The organism is Variovorax rhizosphaerae (assembly GCF_037889975.1).
Lineage (GTDB): Bacteria > Pseudomonadota > Gammaproteobacteria > Burkholderiales > Burkholderiaceae_C > Variovorax > Variovorax rhizosphaerae.
Map to the genome: position 1 here is coordinate 317,322 of NZ_JBBKZT010000008.1, position 17,013 is coordinate 334,334.

At 65.6% G+C, this 17,013-nt stretch carries 13 protein-coding genes; 7 read left to right on the top strand and 6 right to left on the bottom strand.

Features of this window, described 5'->3' with window-relative positions; translation table 11 throughout:
* Position 1: 1 nt before the first annotated feature.
* The 4 genes from darH to WKW82_RS18970 form a co-directional block, all read right to left on the bottom strand.
* Positions 2-982: a BtrH-related acyltransferase DarH gene (darH, locus tag WKW82_RS18955; protein ID WP_340343865.1), complete on the bottom strand. Its 981-nt coding sequence runs from the start codon at positions 980-982 to the stop codon at positions 2-4.
* 123 nt (positions 983-1,105) lie between these two features.
* Positions 1,106-1,501: a DarG family dialkylresorcinol biosynthesis protein gene (locus WKW82_RS18960; protein ID WP_340343866.1), complete on the bottom strand. Its 396-nt coding sequence runs from the start codon at positions 1,499-1,501 to the stop codon at positions 1,106-1,108.
* On the bottom strand, positions 1,498-2,634 hold the full coding sequence (locus WKW82_RS18965) for a beta-ketoacyl-ACP synthase III (protein ID WP_340343867.1): 1,137 nt from the start codon (positions 2,632-2,634) through the stop codon (positions 1,498-1,500). Before WKW82_RS18965 ends, WKW82_RS18960 begins: the two co-directional genes overlap by 4 nt.
* Positions 2,624-3,604 carry a dialkylrecorsinol condensing enzyme gene (locus WKW82_RS18970; RefSeq protein ID WP_340343868.1) on the bottom strand — a complete coding sequence of 327 codons (981 nt, stop codon included), beginning with the start codon at positions 3,602-3,604 and terminating at the stop codon, positions 2,624-2,626. Before WKW82_RS18970 ends, WKW82_RS18965 begins: the two co-directional genes overlap by 11 nt.
* A gap of 130 nt (positions 3,605-3,734) precedes the next feature.
* Between WKW82_RS18970 and WKW82_RS18975 the strand changes: the two genes are divergently transcribed.
* A complete protein-coding gene (locus WKW82_RS18975; protein WP_340343869.1) occupies positions 3,735-4,295 on the top strand; it encodes a methyltransferase family protein in 561 nt (186 codons plus the stop codon).
* A 111-nt stretch (positions 4,296-4,406) separates the two neighbouring features.
* Here the strand turns inward: WKW82_RS18975 and WKW82_RS18980 are convergent, their stop codons facing one another.
* Positions 4,407-5,495 (bottom strand): PA0069 family radical SAM protein, encoded by a 1,089-nt coding sequence (locus WKW82_RS18980; protein WP_340343870.1) that lies wholly within the window; start codon positions 5,493-5,495, stop codon positions 4,407-4,409.
* 386 nt (positions 5,496-5,881) lie between these two features.
* Between WKW82_RS18980 and WKW82_RS18985 the strand changes: the two genes are divergently transcribed.
* A complete protein-coding gene (locus tag WKW82_RS18985; RefSeq protein WP_340343871.1) occupies positions 5,882-6,496 on the top strand; it encodes a hypothetical protein in 615 nt (204 codons plus the stop codon).
* A 23-nt stretch (positions 6,497-6,519) separates the two neighbouring features.
* On the opposite strand, the gene WKW82_RS18990 is transcribed toward WKW82_RS18985, so the two are convergent.
* On the bottom strand, positions 6,520-7,176 hold the full coding sequence (locus WKW82_RS18990) for a glutathione S-transferase (protein WP_340343872.1): 657 nt from the start codon (positions 7,174-7,176) through the stop codon (positions 6,520-6,522).
* A 116-nt stretch (positions 7,177-7,292) separates the two neighbouring features.
* Between WKW82_RS18990 and WKW82_RS18995 the strand changes: the two genes are divergently transcribed.
* The 5 genes from WKW82_RS18995 (at position 7,293) to WKW82_RS19015 (ending at position 16,979) form a co-directional block, all read left to right on the top strand.
* Positions 7,293-8,513, top strand: a complete 1,221-nt coding sequence (locus WKW82_RS18995; protein ID WP_340343873.1) for a polyhydroxyalkanoate depolymerase — start codon at positions 7,293-7,295, stop codon at positions 8,511-8,513.
* A 160-nt stretch (positions 8,514-8,673) separates the two neighbouring features.
* A complete protein-coding gene (gene glgB, locus WKW82_RS19000; protein WP_340343874.1) occupies positions 8,674-10,572 on the top strand; it encodes a 1,4-alpha-glucan branching protein GlgB in 1,899 nt (632 codons plus the stop codon).
* 194 nt (positions 10,573-10,766) lie between these two features.
* Positions 10,767-12,758 carry an alpha-1,4-glucan--maltose-1-phosphate maltosyltransferase gene (locus WKW82_RS19005; protein ID WP_340343875.1) on the top strand — a complete coding sequence of 664 codons (1,992 nt, stop codon included), beginning with the start codon at positions 10,767-10,769 and terminating at the stop codon, positions 12,756-12,758.
* Positions 12,759-12,771: 13 nt separating this feature from the next.
* A complete protein-coding gene (gene treS / locus WKW82_RS19010) occupies positions 12,772-16,125 on the top strand; it encodes a maltose alpha-D-glucosyltransferase (RefSeq protein WP_340343876.1) in 3,354 nt (1,117 codons plus the stop codon).
* Positions 16,122-16,979: a mechanosensitive ion channel family protein gene (locus WKW82_RS19015; RefSeq protein ID WP_340343877.1), complete on the top strand. Its 858-nt coding sequence runs from the start codon at positions 16,122-16,124 to the stop codon at positions 16,977-16,979. Before treS ends, WKW82_RS19015 begins: the two co-directional genes overlap by 4 nt.
* The last annotated feature ends 34 nt before the right edge of the window (positions 16,980-17,013 follow it).

Below are 17,013 nucleotides of genomic sequence, written 5' to 3' on the forward strand. Positions count from 1 at the left end.
TTTATGCGACGGCGCGCTTCAGGTCGCGAAAGAAGGCTTCCTCCTGGTCGGCCTGGCCGCGCAGCAGGCCGGCCAGCGCAGGCGGATCGACCGGCTCGCGGCCCTTGACCATGCGCGCCGCCTTGAGCGCGAAGCGTCGCCAGCCGTCGCCGATCTCGGTCATGCGATTGGAGAACTCGACCAGCTGCGGCATCGATGCGATCTGCGCGGCTTCCTCCAGGAAGGCTGCATAGATGAAGCGGAAGCCCGCGCCGCCAGTGCCGATTTCTTCCTGCATGCGCACCATGTGGCCGATGTAGTCGACCGTGTGCGCCTCGCCCGCTGGCAGGCTCGCCAGCTTCTTCGCCAGCGTCCGCATACCGCGCACGCCGATGAGCGGCACCGGCGCCTGCATGGTGCGCACGGTCTTGCGGATGGCCTTGACGATGGCCTGCGGCTCGATGGTCTTGCGCTCGATCTTCTGCGGGTAGTACAGCAGCCCCTTCGGCGCCAGCACGCCCTTGGCGAAGCGCGCACGCGCCATGTCCGCGCTGCCGCAGCGCATCGGTGTCTCGAACACCGGATCGCTCACCAGGTAGTCGTCGCCTTCCTTGCCATAGACCAGCAGGTTGTGCGCGTTGAAGTGAAAGCGCATCTGCGGCGGAAAGTACGGCAGCCAGTAGACCGAGGTCTGCAGGCCGACGAGTTGGCCCTCGGCCAGCAGCGCATCGAGGCGCGCCTGCCCCGCCTGCGGATTGCCGAAGGTCTCGAACCGGAAGCGCGCGGCCAGGGGCGCCAGCAAGCCCTTGATGATGGACTTCGGCGGCATGCGGTACGAAATGAGCGGCAGCCCCGACAACTTGATGAACGGGAAGTACGCGAAGGTCAGCGCAGACGCGAGTCCGAACGCAAGGCTCTCCGTCATCGGCACGCCGTGGTGGCGCAGCATGTTGGAGATGACGCCGCTCTCGCAGTGCGCGGCATGGCGGTGTTCGAATGTCATTGGGTAACCTCCGCGCTACGCTCTGCGGTGCGAGCGCCTTCGGGCGGCCGGGCGGCGTTCATTGGAGTACCTTCGTGCTGCGCACTGCGGTGCGAGCTTGCTTGGGGCGGCCCGGCGCAGCGCTCATGGCAAGCGCTTCAAGGCTTCGACCGACAGGCCCAGCGCATCGGCATAGCGCGCCAGTTGCTTCGGGGACAGCGCGGCGAAATGATCCGGCTGCAAATGGCGCCGCACGCGCCACTGCCAGAAGCCGCTGGTCTGCGACAGCAACGCCACGTCCATGCGGCGCTCGTACATCCAGTATTCAAGCGGCGACGCCGTACCCGCGACCACGCGAGCGCGCGCATCCTCGGCCTGCGCGACCAGCGCATCGACCGCATGCGTGGTGACGATCTCTTCCGCCTCCCAGCCGCGCGAGCCGACCGTGACGGTATGGCCGCTCGCATCACGCGCGTACATGAGCTTGCGGTGCCCGTCGAGCGTCGCATTGCCTTCTTGCGGAACGGCGTCGACGTTCACACCGCCTCCAGGTGCACGAAGCCGCTGGAAAAGCGACCGCTCTCCGGCACGAACATCAGCAGCTTGTGCCCCTTGCGCACGCGCCCGGACTTGAACAACGCGTCGAGCATGATGAAGGGCGAGGCCGCGCCCGTGTTGCCCATCTGCGCGAGGTTGCTGAACCAGCGTTCGCACGGGATCGGCAGGTCCACTTCCCGGAGGCACTGCTCGATGGGTCGCGCGAAGAAGTGCGAGGACATGTGCGGCAGGAACCAGTCGATCTCGTTCACCTTGAGGCCACGCTTCGCGATGATGTCGCGCAAGGGCTCCTCGATGGTGGCGCGCACGATGTTCTCGTTGAGCAGGCGCACGTCCTGCTTGATGGAGAAGATGGATTGCGCGTGCCACTGTGCGGACGGCGTCTGCATCCAACCTTGCAGCGCGCCATTGGCATCGCGGTCGGCGCCGGCGTACATGCACACCGGCAATTCGTTCGCGGCGGAGGACAGGTCGATCCAGTCGATGCGCAGCGACAAGGGCCCGCGCGGTGCGCGCTCCAGCAGCACGGCGCCGGCGCCGTCGGACAGCATCCAGCGCAGGAAGTCCTTCTCGAAGGCGATCTCGGGCCGCTCTTCCAAGGCCTGCACCTTGTGCGCCAACTCGGCCTCGAAGTTCGCGGCCATGAGCAGCGGCGACACCAGTTCCGAACCCGTGGCCACGGCACGCCGCGCATCGCCGGCCCGCACTGACAGCCAGGCGTGCTTCAGGGCCGCCGTGCCGGACAGGCAGACGCCGGCGCACGACACCGCTTCCAGCCGCGGCCAGCCCAACTCGCCATGCACCATCACCGCGTGATTGGGGATGAGCTGGTCGGGCAAGGTGGTGCCGGTGGCCAGGCAATCCACCGCACCGATGTCCTCGCCCAGCGCGCGAACGGCATTCGCGGTGAGCTGGGCATTGGTCATGGCCACCTTGCCGGTCGCGCGATCGATGGCGTAGTGGCGCGACTGGATGCCATTGCTGCGCAGGATCAACCGGCGCGCACGCGAATCCTTGCCGCCGATGCGACCAAGGACATCTTCGATTTCGTCATTGGAGACCGGCGAGAAAGGCAAATAAGCTGCGGAACGCGTCAGGAATACATCAACTGTCATAGCGGTGGCACCGATCGGTGGCCGAGCCTGAGGGCAGCTCAAAGTGGGTCTTGATTTTAGTCAATCGACCCCTGAAGAGCGGCCGCAGCATAGCCTGCAGGCCCAGGCTGACCGGCACGATGGTGACGATGAGGGCCAGCAGGAACAGCACATAGGCCAACACCAGCGGCCGGCGCTGCACGCTGCCGGGCCGCCCCACCGCCATGATCAGCTTGCCCCACAGGAAGAAACTGCGGGTACCGGCCTTTTCGCTGACATACAGGCGCGGCTCGGCGACGACCGCGCCCAGGCCAGCCAGCAGCGGCTGCGTGCCCTTTTCGGCATCGCCATGCAGGCCGTCGCGCAGCGCCAGGCCGAAACGGCGTGCGCCCGCGATCTGCCCCTGCGTGAGTCCCGCATCCGGCATGCCCCAGAAGCCGCGCTTGCGGCCGAACAGCAGCCAGGCCGGCGTGGTGATGAAGGTGGCCAGGGTAGGACCGGGGTCGGTCAGCACCACGTTGTCGATCAGCCGCGCGCCGACGGCCGCCAGCATCGTCTTGAGCTTCTCGTGCGCCGTCAGCCACATGTTGCGGCAGGCGATCACCGTGACCACCGGCTTGCCCTTCAACAGGCGCGCCGCCACCGGATGCTGCAGGAAGGCGGCGATGGGCTGCGATGGCGCCAGGAACCAGACTTGCCACGGCAGGATGACCAGGTCGAACGCCTCGTCGCCCGTCAACGACAGGGGCGCCAGCGGGGCCGGCCGCATGTGCGCCGTCTCGGGAAAGGCGTCGAAGAAGGCCAGGAAGGGCCACGGGAACGGCAAGGGCTGCAAGGGCCGCAGCGTCTCGACGTGCACCTCGATGCCGGGATCCGCCTGCAGCGGCCCCAGGATCTGGTCGGCAACGGCGTCAAGTTGTCCCGTCTGGGAATAACGAATGGCGAGCACGCGCTTGGGGGACGCGGTCGCGCTCAGCAGGGGTGAGGTCACAGGGGCAACAGGCGGGGAGGACGTGCGAGTGTAGGGGATTGCTGACATTGGCAAATTACTGTGCTGATCGCATCCCCCTGCTTGGGGAGCGCACGGTGTCGCTGGAACGCCGCGTGTAGATTCGGGCGCCATGCTCCACCCGCTTGTCTTTGCCGTCGCCTTCATCGTCGGGTCTGCCGCGCTGCTCTACGTCTCGCGCGGCGCGCTGAGGCACCCCGGTTCGCACGGGTTCTATCGATTCTTTGCCTGGGAATGCATCCTGCTGTTGGTCCTGGTGAACCTGCCGGTGTGGGGCAACGACCCGCTGGCGCCGCATCAACTGCTGTCGTGGCTGCTGCTGGTCGCCTCGGCGTGGCTTCCGGTTCATGCCTTTCGGCTGCTGAAGCAGGTGGGTCGACCGACCGACGAACGCCGGGACGACGCCTTGCTGGGCTTCGAGAAGACCAGCGCCCTGGTGACCTCCGGCGCCTTCCACTACATCCGCCACCCGATGTACGCCGCGCTGATCTTCCTGGCCTGGGGCGCGTTTCTCAAGCAGTTCTCATGGCTTGGACTGGTGCTGGTGCTGGCGGCCACGGTGTTGCTGTTCATCACCGCCTTGCGGGACGAACAGGAGTGCCTGCAGCACTTCGGCGAGGCCTACCGGACGTACATGCGCGGGACGCGGCGCTTCATTCCATTCGTGCTGTGATACGACTTCGCCCTTCAACCGCATAACTGCGTTGGATCGCCTTGCCGTGCTACAGCACTGTCTGCGGTTCTCCGCCTTGTTCTGCGATTGAATGCAGAGCCGTATGAGCCGTCAAAACAAGCTCCCCTGCCCCACCGCTCCCGGCGGCCGGAAGGCTTCGAGGTCCATGGGAATGCGCTCGCGGGTGAAGCCGATGCGCTGCGTCGCCTTCTCGAAGCGCTGGCGAATCAATTCGGCCCACAAGCCGCTGCCTTTCATGCGGGTGGCGAAGTCGGCGTCGTAGTCCTTGCCGCCGCGCATGTCGCGGATGCGCGCCATGATGCGGCCGGCGCGTTGCGGGTAGTGCAGTTCGAGCCACTCCTTGAACAGCGGCGCCACCTCCCAGGGCAGCCGGATCACGTTGTAGAAGGCACGCCGAGCGCCGGCCTCCCAGGCGGCTTCGAGCACCTTCTCCATGTCTTCGTTGACGAACGGGATCTGCGGCGAAACGCTCACGCCGACCGGCACGCCCGCATCGACCAGCGTCTTGATGGTGCGCAGTCGCCGATGCGGCGCGGCGGCGCGCGGCTCCAGCTTGCGCGCGAGTTCGCCGTCAAGCGTGGTCAGGGTGATGTAGACCGCCGCCAGTCGATCCGCCGCCATCGGCGCGATGAGGTCCAGGTCACGCTCGATGGCGCTCGACTTGGTCACGATGGCGAAGGGGTGCCGTGTCTCGCGCATCACCTCGATGACCGCGCGCGTGAGTCGCAGTTCGCGCTCGATCGGCTGGTAGCAATCGGTGGCGGTGCCGATCGCGATCTGGCTGGGCCGGTAGTTCTTCCGCCCCAGCTCCGCGCGCAGCACTTCGGCGATGTTGCGCTTGGCGATGAGCTTGGTCTCGAAGTCCAGGCCCGGCGACAGGTTGAGGTAGCTGTGCGTCGGCCGGGCAAAGCAGTAGATGCAGCCGTGCTCGCAGCCCCGGTACGGGTTGAGCGAACGGTCGAAAGGCACGTCGGGCGAGTCGTTTTCGCCGAGCACCGATTTCGCATCCTCGAAGCGGACCTCGGTTTGCGGCGCTGATCTTTCTTCGGCGGCATCGTCCTCCAGCGTGCCCCAGCCGTCGTCGTACGCGTCGCGGGCGTCCTTCTCGAAGCGATGCGGCATGCGCGTCGCCGCGCCGCGGCCCTTGAGGGCATGGACGGGAATGAAGGTATCGGTCATGGCAGCAATACTGTATTTATTTACAGTATGGCGCCGTGCGCATCGGAATGCCAGCTTTCAGACCCAATCCCTTCGCGTGCGAGGACTAGGGTTTACCCTTAGAATGTGAACCATCGTAAACACCAACCAGAGAGGTTCCCATGTCGATTGCTATTGCTTGTGTTGTGAGTGTGGGCGTCATCGTCGCTTCCTACTTCGTCACGGTGGGCAAGCCCACCGAGTAGCACTTTGGCGGCAGGCCAGCCGGTGGCCGATTCGAAATGCAGTCTTGTGGATTAATTGCACGCCGCGCGGTCGGCGCGTAACATCGCGATACACAAAAAACCAAGGCGTGGATCGATGTTGCGGCAGATCGCCGCGGCGCTTTCCGCCCGCAGGGGGAAGTGATGAGGCCTGCATACAGCGTGCTGGGCGTGCAGGGCAATGCAAAGCCCGCCGAGATCGAACGCGCGTTCAACAATTCCTTGACAGCGTTCACCCGTGAACGCCTCCGCTCGGAGGCTGGCGCCGCCGCGCAGTTGGCGGATGTGATGGAGGCCTACAAGGTGCTGCGCAGCCCCGACATGCGCGCCGCGCATGACCGGAAGCTGGCGAAGGCCGTCTTGACGGAGCAAGTTTCGTCGTGGGTCGAGATCCGCTATTCCGAAGGCAAGGAGCGGTCCAGGTGGGCGCGCCCGCTGATGCTCCTTGTCCTGCTGCTGTCCTTCATCGGCGGCGGTGCGTGGTACCTGGAGCAACAGCGTGACCGGGCTGCTGCCGAAGCGGCCGTGGCCCAAGCCGAGGAAGCCGCGCGGCAGCAGGCGGCGGCGCGAGCCGAGCAACAGCGAATCATCGAAGCCCACCTGGTCGAGAAGTCGCGCAGGGACGCCGCAGCCAGGGAACTCGAACGACGCCAGCAACGCGAACTCGCGCTCGCGAAGGCAAAGCGCGCGAACGTCTCGCAGACACAGGTCCAGCAGGTTGCCGCGGAAGGCGATGAGCAGACCGGGTTGTCACGCTGACCCGGTGCCGCGAAAGCGGTCGGCTAGAACTCCGCCTCCAGCTCGTCGATCGCCTCGGGCTCCTGCTTCGCCGCAGCCATCCATTCCTGCATCTCGGGCAGTTCCATCATGTGCTTGACGTAGGTCGCGCAGGCCGGCGGCAGCTTCACGTCGTAGGTGATGAAGCGCGTGACCACCGGCGCATACATCGCGTCCGCCAGGCCCGGCTTCTTGCCGAAAAGGTACGGCCCGCCATACTTTCCGAGGCACTCCTTCCAGATCTCCACGATGCGGTCGATGTCGCCTTGCGCGCGCGACCAGATCTTGAAGTGGGGGAAGCGCGCCTTGACGTTCATCGGCAGTGCGCCGCGCATGCTGGCGAAGCCCGAATGCATCTCGCCGCAGATGGCGCGGCAATGGGCGCGGGCACGCACATCGGTGGGCAGCAGGCCGGCCTTGGGCTTGATCTCGTGCAGGTATTCGCCGATGGCCAGCGTGTCCCAGACCTTGAGGCCGTCATGCTCCAGCGAAGGCACCAGCATCGACGAGGACAACAGCAGCATCTCGGCCTTCATGGCAGGGTCGTCCGGCGGGATGATCTTCTCGGCGAAGTCGAGCCCGGCCAGACGGCACATCAGCCAGCCGCGCAGGGACCAGGCGCCGTAGTTCTTGCTGCTGATGGTGAGGACGGGTTTGGACATCGAGATGCTCCTTGGGGCTATTGCGGTGCGGGTCTGCCGCCTGCGGCAGTGCAAGGCCCATGCCATGCGCAAGGTGCGGGCTCGCGCCTTGGCCCGCAACTTGCCTTCAAGGCCTCATGCTTTATCGGGCCTACCAAAACCACACCGACATGCTTTCACCCCTGCGGCTCGGTGCGCAGTTCCTGGGGGCATCGCTGTGGAGCGAAGGCTCCGAGCGCACCGCCGTGCGGCAGATATCGGCGCAGATGGAGGTGTTCTCGCGCATGCGGCTCACGCACACGCGGCCGAAATGGGGCATCGACACGGTCATGGTGGAGGGCGAGGAAGTGGCGGTGCGGGAAGAGCCCACGCTGACGGCGCCCTTCGGCACGCTCCTGCATTTCCGCAAGGACACCAAGGCGGTGCACCCGCCGGTGCTGCTGGCCGCACCACTGTCGGGCCACTTCGCGACGCTGCTGCGCGAAACGGTGCGCACGCTGTTGCGCGACCACGACGTCTATGTGACCGATTGGCATAACGCACGTGACGTGCCTTTGTGGCAAGGCAAGTTCGGGCTCGACGAATACACCACGACGCTGGTCGACTTCATGGCCGCGATCGGCCCCGGCGTGCATCTGGTGGCGGTCTGCCAACCCTGCGTGGCCGCGATTGCCGCCACCACGCTGATGTCGGAAGAGGACCATGCCGCCACGCCGCGCAGCCTGACGCTGATGGCCGGCCCGGTCGACTGCCGCATCAATCCGACGCGGGTGAACGAACTGGCGACGGAACGGCCGATCGGCTGGTTCAAGCGCAACCTGATCAGCCGCGTGCCTTTGCCGCATGCGGGCGTGGGGCGCAAGGTCTACCCCGGCTTCCTGCAGTTGACCGCCTTCATGAGCATGAACATGGACCGGCACAAGAAGCAGTTCCGCGACCTCTATGCGCACCTCGTCGAAGGCCGCATGGAGCAGGCCAACAACATCCGCGATTTCTACGACGAATACTTGGCGGTGAACGACCTGCCGGCCGAGTTCTACCTGGAGACCGTGGAGCGCATCTTCCAGACCTACGACCTGCCGCGCGGCGAGCTTGAAGTGTGCGGCCGCAAGATCGATCCGGCGGCCATCCGGCGCACCGCGCTGCTCACCGTCGAGGGCGAGCGCGACGACATCTGCTCGGTGGGCCAGACCGTCGCGGCGCAAGACATGTGCAGCGGCATCCGCCCCTACCTCAAGGCGCACCATCTTCAAGCGGGCGTGGGCCACTACGGTGTGTTCAGCGGCAGCAAGTGGAACACGCAGATCTATCCGCGCGTGCGCGAGACGATTCACGCTGCGGCTGAAATCATTCGCTGATCGGGGCGAGCAAACGCAGGCGCGGTCCTGCGCCGCAACCTGTAGTCGGCGTCCGACAGCACAAGGCGCAGACCTGCCTTGCACACACCTGGAGCCTGCGCTTCAATGAATCGCTCGCAAGCCCAAGGACGAATCCATCCGTCCGGTCACAGGGAACACAGTGCAAGTTCATCATCAGCATTTCAGCGAGCAAGACAGCTGGCTCTTTCGCGAAGGCACCCATGCCCGCATGCACGACAACCTCGGTTGTCACCTGCATGCGGACGGCAGTGGCGCGACCTTCGCCGTGTGGGCGCCGAACGCGGAGGCCGTCTCCGTCATCGGCGACTTCAACGGCTGGGACGACAGCGCCCTGCGCATGCATCCGCGGCCCGATGGCAGCGGCATCTGGGAAGCCATCGCGCCCAAGGCCGCGCAGGGTCAGGTCTACAAGTACCGCGTCTTCTCCCGCTTCAACGGCTACGTCGTGGACAAGGCCGACCCCTTCGCCTTCTGCAGCGAGGCGCCACCGGCCACGGGCTCGCGCGTTTGGTCGCTCGCGCATGAATGGCATGACGGCAACTGGATGGCCACGCGCGGCGCCTGCAATGCGCTCGACGCGCCGATGTCCGTCTACGAGGTGCACCTGGGCTCGTGGAAGCGCCGCGATGGCGAGATGCTCAGCTACCAGGAACTGGCGCACCGCCTGGCCGAGTACGTGAGCGACATGGGCTTCACACACGTCGAGTTGATGCCCGTCACCGAGCACCCCTTCTACGGCTCCTGGGGCTACCAGACAACCGGCTACTTCGCGCCGACCGCACGCTACGGCACGCCGCAGGACTTCATGGCCTTCGTCGACCACCTGCACCAGCGCGGCATCGGCGTGCTGCTGGACTGGGTGCCCTCGCACTTTCCGACGGATGAACATGGCTTGGGCTACTTCGACGGCACACATCTGTTCGAGCATGCCGATCCGCGCCAGGGCTTTCATCCGGAGTGGAACTCGAGCATCTTCAACTACAGCCGCAACGAGGTGCGCAGCTTCCTGATCTCGTCGGCGCTGTTCTGGCTGGAGCATTACCACCTGGACGGCCTGCGCGTCGATGCCGTGGCCTCGATGCTCTACCTCGACTACGCGCGCAAGCACGGCGAATGGATTCCCAACAAGAACGGCGGGCGCGAGAACCTCGAAGCCATCGAGTTCCTGCAAGACCTTAACCAGGCCATCTACCGCGAGCAGCCCGACACGGTGCCCATCGCTGAGGAATCGACCTCCTGGCCGCTCGTCACGCGGCCGGTCGACATGGGCGGGCTCGGCTTCGGCATGAAGTGGAACATGGGGTGGATGCATGACACGCTGAAGTACTTCGCCAAGGATCCGATCCACCGCAAGCATCACCACAACCAGCTGACCTTCTCGCTGATCTATGCCTTCAGCGAGAACTTCGTGCTCGCGCTCTCGCACGACGAGGTGGTGCACGGCAAGGGCTCGTTGCTGAACAAGATGCCCGGCGACAGCTGGCAGCAGTTCGCCAACCTGCGGGCGCTGTTCGGCTACATGTGGACGCACCCGGGCAAGAAGCTGCTATTCATGGGCTGCGAGTTCGGCCAGCGGCGCGAATGGACGCATGACGGCGAACTCGAATGGTGGGTGACCGAGCAGGCCGAGCACGCGGGCCTGCAGGCGTATGTGCGGCAACTCAACCGCGTGCTGCGCGAGGAGCCGGCCCTGCATCAGCTCGACTTCTCCCCTGAAGGCTTCGAATGGCTGCAGGCCGACGAGGCCGAGACCAGCGTGTTCGTGTTTCTGCGCAAGCCCCTCGCGGGCGGTGCGCCGCTGCTCATCGCTTGCAATCTGACCCCGATGCCGCGTACAAACCATTGCGTGGGCGTGCCCACGGGCGGTGTCTGGCGCGAATTGCTCAACAGCGATGCGAAGGAGTTCGGCGGTGCGGGCTGGGGCAACCTGGGCAGCGTGCAGGCTGCGCCGCTGCCCGAAGGCCTCCAGCCGTATTCGCTGACCCTGACCCTGCCGCCGTTGTCCACACTCATCCTGAGGCCCATTGCCAATGACTGAAGCGATGTTCACCCCCGAATGCGCCTGCGGCGCTCCCCCTCAAGGGGGCGCACCCAGCGGCCCGGCAAAGCCGGTTCCGCGGGTGCTCGCGAACAAGCATTTGTCCAGTGCCATGGGAAACTGAGATGCATACATCGGCCATTCCTTCACCGGCTGTCCATACACCCGTTCTCCTGACCCCGACGTTGCCGGGCATGCCGGACGACGGCCATGCGCGCGCGGTCATCGACGCGGTGCTGCCGGTCGTCGATGGCGGGCGCTTCGCCGTCAAGCGCACGGCTGGCGAAAAACTGGAGGTGAAGGCACATTGCTTCGCCGATGGACACGACGTGCTGCGCGTGCTGCTGCTGTGGCGTGCCGACGGCGCCGCCACGCATGAGGTGCCGATGGTCTTGCTGAACAACGACATCTGGGAGGCCGAATTCACACCGCCGACACCCGGCCGCTACAGCTACGGCGTGGTCGCATGGGTCGACTCCTTCGCATCGTGGCGTCATGAACTCACGCGACGTGTCGATGAGGAAGACATCCGCGTCGCGGTGCAGGTGGGCGCCATCGAAGTGGCTGCCGCGGCCGGCCGTGCGTCGGGCGCGGACCGGCAGGCGCTGACGCAATGGGCGCAATCGTTGGACCACGACGCCGCGGATCGCAACATCGACGGCACCGCGCTCAAGGCACAGGCGCTCGACAGGGACCTCGCCGAGTTGGCCGGCCGTTATCCGGACAGGCGCTTCCAGACCACCTCCGCGGAGTTGCCGCTCATCGTCGACCGCGTGCGCGCCCGCTTCAGCACCTGGTACGAACTGTTCCCGCGTTCCACCGGCGCACCGGGCACGCACGGCACCCTGCGCGATGTCGAAAGCCGCCTGCCTGCCATCGCGAAGATGGGCTTCGACGTGCTGTACATGCCGCCGATCCATCCCATCGGGCGCATCGATCGCAAGGGCAAGAACAACGTGCTCGTCACCGAGCCGGGCGACGTGGGCAGCCCCTGGGCCATCGGCGCGGCCGAGGGCGGGCACAAGTCGATCCTGCCGGAGCTCGGCACGGCGGAGGACTTCCGCCACCTGGTCGCGGCTGCCGCGGGCTATGGCATCGACATCGCGCTCGACATCGCCTTCCAGTGCGCGCCGGACCATCCCTACGTCAAGGCGCATCCGGGCTGGTTCCGCTGGCGCCCGGACGGCACCGTGCAATATGCCGAGAACCCACCGAAGAAGTACCAGGACATCTATCCCTTCAACTTCGAATGCGACGACTGGCAGGGCCTGTGGGTCGAACTCAAGAGCGTGTTCGACCACTGGATCCACGAAGGCGTGAAGGTCTTCCGCGTCGACAACCCGCACACCAAGGCCTTCCCGTTCTGGGAGTGGTGCATCACGCAGATCAAGCGCGAGCATCCGACGGTCATCTTCCTGGCCGAGGCCTTCACGCGGCCCAAGGTCATGCACCGCCTGGCCAAGCTCGGCTATTCGCAGTCGTACACCTACTTCACCTGGCGCAACACCAAGGAAGAGCTGACCAAGTACTTCACCGAACTCACGCAAGGTCCGGGCTACGAATACTTTCGCCCCAACGTCTGGCCCAACACGCCGGACATCCTTCACGAGCAACTGCAGACCGGCGGCCCCGGCATGTTCCGCCTGCGCCTGGTGCTGGCCGCCACGCTGGCCGCGAGCTACGGCATCTACGGCCCGGCCTACGAGTTGCTCGAACACCTGCCGCGCGGCCCGAGCAGCGAGGAATACCTCGACTCCGAGAAGTACCAGATCCGCTCATGGGACCACGACCGGACCGACAGCATCGCGCCCCTGATCGAGCGCGTGAACCGCATCCGCCAGGAGAACGTGGCCTTGCAGTTCAATCGCAGCCTGCGCTTCCTGGCCGTAGAGAACGACCAGTTGCTGGCCTATGCGAAGCAGTCCGAGGACGGTCAGAACATCATCGTCACGGTGGTCAACCTGGACCCGCACAACGCGCAGTACGGCTGGATCGGGCTCGAGCCGCAATCGATCGGTGTCGACACGGGCGGCACCTGGCAGATGCATGATCTGCTGAGCGACGAGCGCTACCAGTGGCAGGGCGACTGGCACTACGTGCGGCTCGACCCGCACCACACGCCCGCGCACATCATGGTCGTGCGGCGCCGCACGCGCAGCGAACAAGACTTCGACTACTACCTGTAGGACCAGGAAGAACATGAACGCCAACGTCCCCGCCATCGCCCTGGAAACCCCCGAGGTCGACCACACCAGCGACCCCCAGTGGTACCGCGACGCGGTGATCTACCAGCTCAACGTCAAGGCCTTCTTCGACACCGACGGCGACGGCATGGGCGACTTCAAGGGCGTCACCGCCAAGCTCGACTACGTGAAGGACCTGGGCGTCAACACGATCTGGCTGATGCCCTTCTACCCCTCGCCCCTGCGCGACGACGGCTACGACATCGCCGAGTACGAAGACGTGAACCCGCAGTACGGCACGCTGGCCGACTTCAAGGAGATGCTCGACGAGGCCCACAAGCGCGGCCTGCGCGTGATCACCGAGCTGGTCATCAATCACACGTCCAATGACCACCCGTGGTTCCAGGCCGCACGCAACGCACCGCCCGGCTCGCCCGAGCGCAACTTCTACGTGTGGAGCGACACCGACCAGATCTACCAGGGCACGCGGATCATCTTCACCGACACCGAGACCTCCAACTGGACCTGGGACCCGGTCGCCAAGCAGTTCTTCTGGCACCGCTTCTTCAGCCACCAGCCGGACCTCAACTTCGACAACCCGGCGGTGCTGGAAGCCATCTTCAAGACGATGCGCTTCTGGCTGGACATGGGCGTGGACGGCTTCCGGCTCGACGCGATTCCCTACCTGATCGAGCGCGACGGCACCAGCAACGAGAACCTGCCCGAGACGCACGGCGTGATCAAGAAGATCCGCGCCGCCCTCGACGCCGAATACAAGAACCGCTTCCTGCTGGCCGAGGCCAACATGTGGCCCGAAGACGTGCGCGAGTATTTCGGCGACGGCGACGAATGCCACATGGCGTATCACTTCCCGTTGATGCCGCGCATGTACATGGCCATCGCGCAGGAAGACCGCGACCCGATCGTCGAGATCATGCAGCAGACGCCCGACATCCCGGAGGGCTGCCAGTGGGCCATTTTCCTGCGCAACCATGACGAGCTCACGCTGGAGATGGTGACCAGCCGCGAGCGCGACTACATGTACACCACTTATGCGGCCGACAAGCGCGCCCGCATCAACCTCGGCATCAGAAGGCGGCTGTCGCCGCTGATGGACAACGACAAGGACCGCATCAAGCTCATGAACGGCATGCTGCTGTCGATGCCGGGCTCGCCGATCATCTACTACGGCGATGAGATCGGCATGGGCGACAACGTGTTCGTCGGCGACCGCAACGGCGTGCGTACGCCGATGCAATGGGCACCCGACCGCAACGCAGGCTTCTCGCGCGCCGACCCGCAGCGGCTGTACCTGCAGCCGATCATGGACCCGATGTATGGCTACGAGTCCATCAACGTCGAGGCCCAGTTGCGCGACAACAGCTCGCTGCTGCACTGGACACGCCGCATGCTCGCGGTGCGCAAGACCAGCAGCGCCTTCGGCCGTGGCAAGAAGGTGTTCCTGCGGCCGGGCAACCGCAAGGTGCTGGCCTACCTGAGCCTGTTCGAGGACGACGTCATCCTCACCGTGTTCAACCTGTCGCGCGCCGCGCAGCCGGTGGAACTGGACCTGTCGGCCTACAAGACACGCGTGCCGGTCGAGATGCTGGGTCGCACCACCTTCCCGCCGATCGGCGAGCTGCCGTACCTGCTGACGATGCCCTCGTACGGCTTCTACTGGTTCAAGCTCACCACCGATGCGCCGATGCCGGTGTGGCACCAGGAGGAAGTCGGCTTGCGCGACCGTCCCACGCTGGTGCTGTTCGACAGCTGGACCAGCCTGTTCCGCGAGCAGGTGATGCCGTGGCGCATGGCGATGTCCGATCGCCTGCGCGATCAACTCGAAGCCGACGTGCTGGCTCGGCACATCGAGGTGCAGCGCTGGTACGGCGCCAAGGGCAGCGCGATCACGCGCGCCACCATCGCCGAGCACGCGGTGTGGACGCATGGCAAGTTGCGCTGGATGCTGCCCATCCTCGACGTGCAGGCGACCGATGCGCATTCGACCTATTTCATGCCCCTCGCCCTCGCCTGGGAGGACCATGACGAGGAGCGCATGAAGCAGCTCACGCAGGCGGTCGTCGCCAAGGTGCGCCAATTGGCCGAGGTCGGGCTGATGGGCGATGCCTTCTACGACGAGGCCTTCTGCCGCGCCGTGGTGATGGGCATCGCGCAAGGCCTGGTGCTGCCCGCCATGCAGGGCGAGATCCGCTTCACGTCCACCGGTGCACTGGTCGACGTGACCGATGAAGACATCGACGCACTCGAAGTCAGCAAGCCCAGCGCGGCCAGCAGCAACACGGTCGTCACGCTGGGCGACCAGTTGTTCCTCAAGGGCTACCGGCACTTGCACGTGGGGATCAACCCCGAGCTGGACGTGGGCCGCTACCTCACCCAGGTGGCGCGCTTCGCCAATTGCGTGCCGGTGGCCGGCGCCATCGAGTACCACGGCAAGGATGGCCGCGTGATGACGCTTGCGCTGCTGCAGGCCTATGTGCCGAACCAGGGCGATGCCTGGGACTACACGCTGGACTATCTCGATCGCGTGCTCTCGGAGCAGCGCGACCTGCCCGAAGGCGATGCGCTGGTCGACCATGGCGCTTTCATGAAGCTGGCGCGCGTGCTGGGCCAGCGCACTGCGGAGCTGCACCTGGCCTTCGCGCGCTCCAAGGGTGATGCGGCCTTCGACCCCGAGCCGCTGGTGGCCGCGGACCGCACCGCCTTCCGCGACACCGCTGCCGCCGAGGCGCGCCGCAGTTTCGCCATGCTGCGTGAACGCGTCCACGGACTGCCGACGGAGGTGCAGCAGGATGCGTCGCGCTTGCTGGCGCGCGAGGCTGCACTGCTCCAGCGCATCGAATCCTTTGCCACCGAAACAACGGGGCCTGTCGGCTTCAAGACACGCTTCCACGGCGACTACCACCTGGGTCAGGTGCTGGTCTCGCGCAACGATTTCGTCATCATCGACTTCGAGGGCGAGCCGGCGCGCAGCTTCGAGGAGCGACGCGCCAAGACATCGCCGCTGCGCGATGTGGCCGGCATGCTGCGCTCCTTCAACTACGCACGTTGGTCGTCTCTGAAGCGCAACGCGCAGAACCCGGAAGAGCTGGCGCGGCTCGACGTCGCTGCCGCCGACTGGGAACAGCAGGTGCGCCAGGCCTTCCTCGGCGGCTACACCGACACCTTGGCCGCGGCCGGCGCGCCGCCGCCGGAGCCCGCGATGTTGGCGCTGTTCGAGATCGACAAGGCCATGTACGAGCTTCGCTATGAGTTGAACAACCGCGTCGATTGGGTGCAGGTGCCGATGCAGGGCCTGCAGTCGCTCGCCGGAACGAACGCCACCGACATCGCAAGAGGAGTTGCGCAATGAACCAGTTTGACATCAGCCTCGAACCGCTGCGCGCTTTCCTGTTCCAGATCGGCGCCTACCTGCCGCGGCTGTTCTTCGCGGCCGTGGTCATCATTGCCGGCTGGCTCATCGCCAAGGTGGTGCGCTTCGCCGTCACGAAGGGTTTGCGGGCCGCCAATTTCGGTGTGCTGACGCAGCGCTCCGGCATGGACAACTTCCTGAAGCAGGGCGGCCTCAACAAGGACACCAGCGACCTCATCGGCCTGCTGGCGTATGGGATGGTGCTGCTGGCGGCGTTGATCATCGCGTTCAACGGCCTGGGGCTGACCTACATCACGGACCTGCTCGGACGCGTGATGTGGTTCGTGCCGAACATCTTCGTTGCGCTGATGGTGCTGGCCTTCGGCTCCTACTTCGCCAAGTTCGTGGGCGATGCGGTCATCCACTACGGCCGCAGCGCCAAGCTGGCGGACGCCACCTTCTTCGGCAAGGTGGTGCGCTACGCGATCATGATCTTCGTGGTGCTGATCGCCTTGGACCATGTGAGGGTGGGCGGCGACATCGTGCGCCAGAGCTTCCTCGTGATCCTGGCCGGCGTGGTGTTCGCGCTGGCATTGGCCTTCGGCCTGGCCGGCAAGGACTGGGCCGCCGACCGCATTTCGCAATGGTGGCCGCACGACATGCGTGCCAAGGCGCCCGCACCGATCACGACACCGAAGCGCGACGTTCCGGTGCAGGCGACAGAAAACGCTTTCGATGCGCCTGCGCCCCCACCGGAGCAGACCGCCGCCGCCGCCAGCCACGTCACCACGCTGCGCCCGCGCGGCCGGCCGCTGATCCAGAGCCGCCCCGCCGATCCGCCACCACCGCTCTGAGTCGCAACCTCGAACTGGATGTTTCGTTGAACAA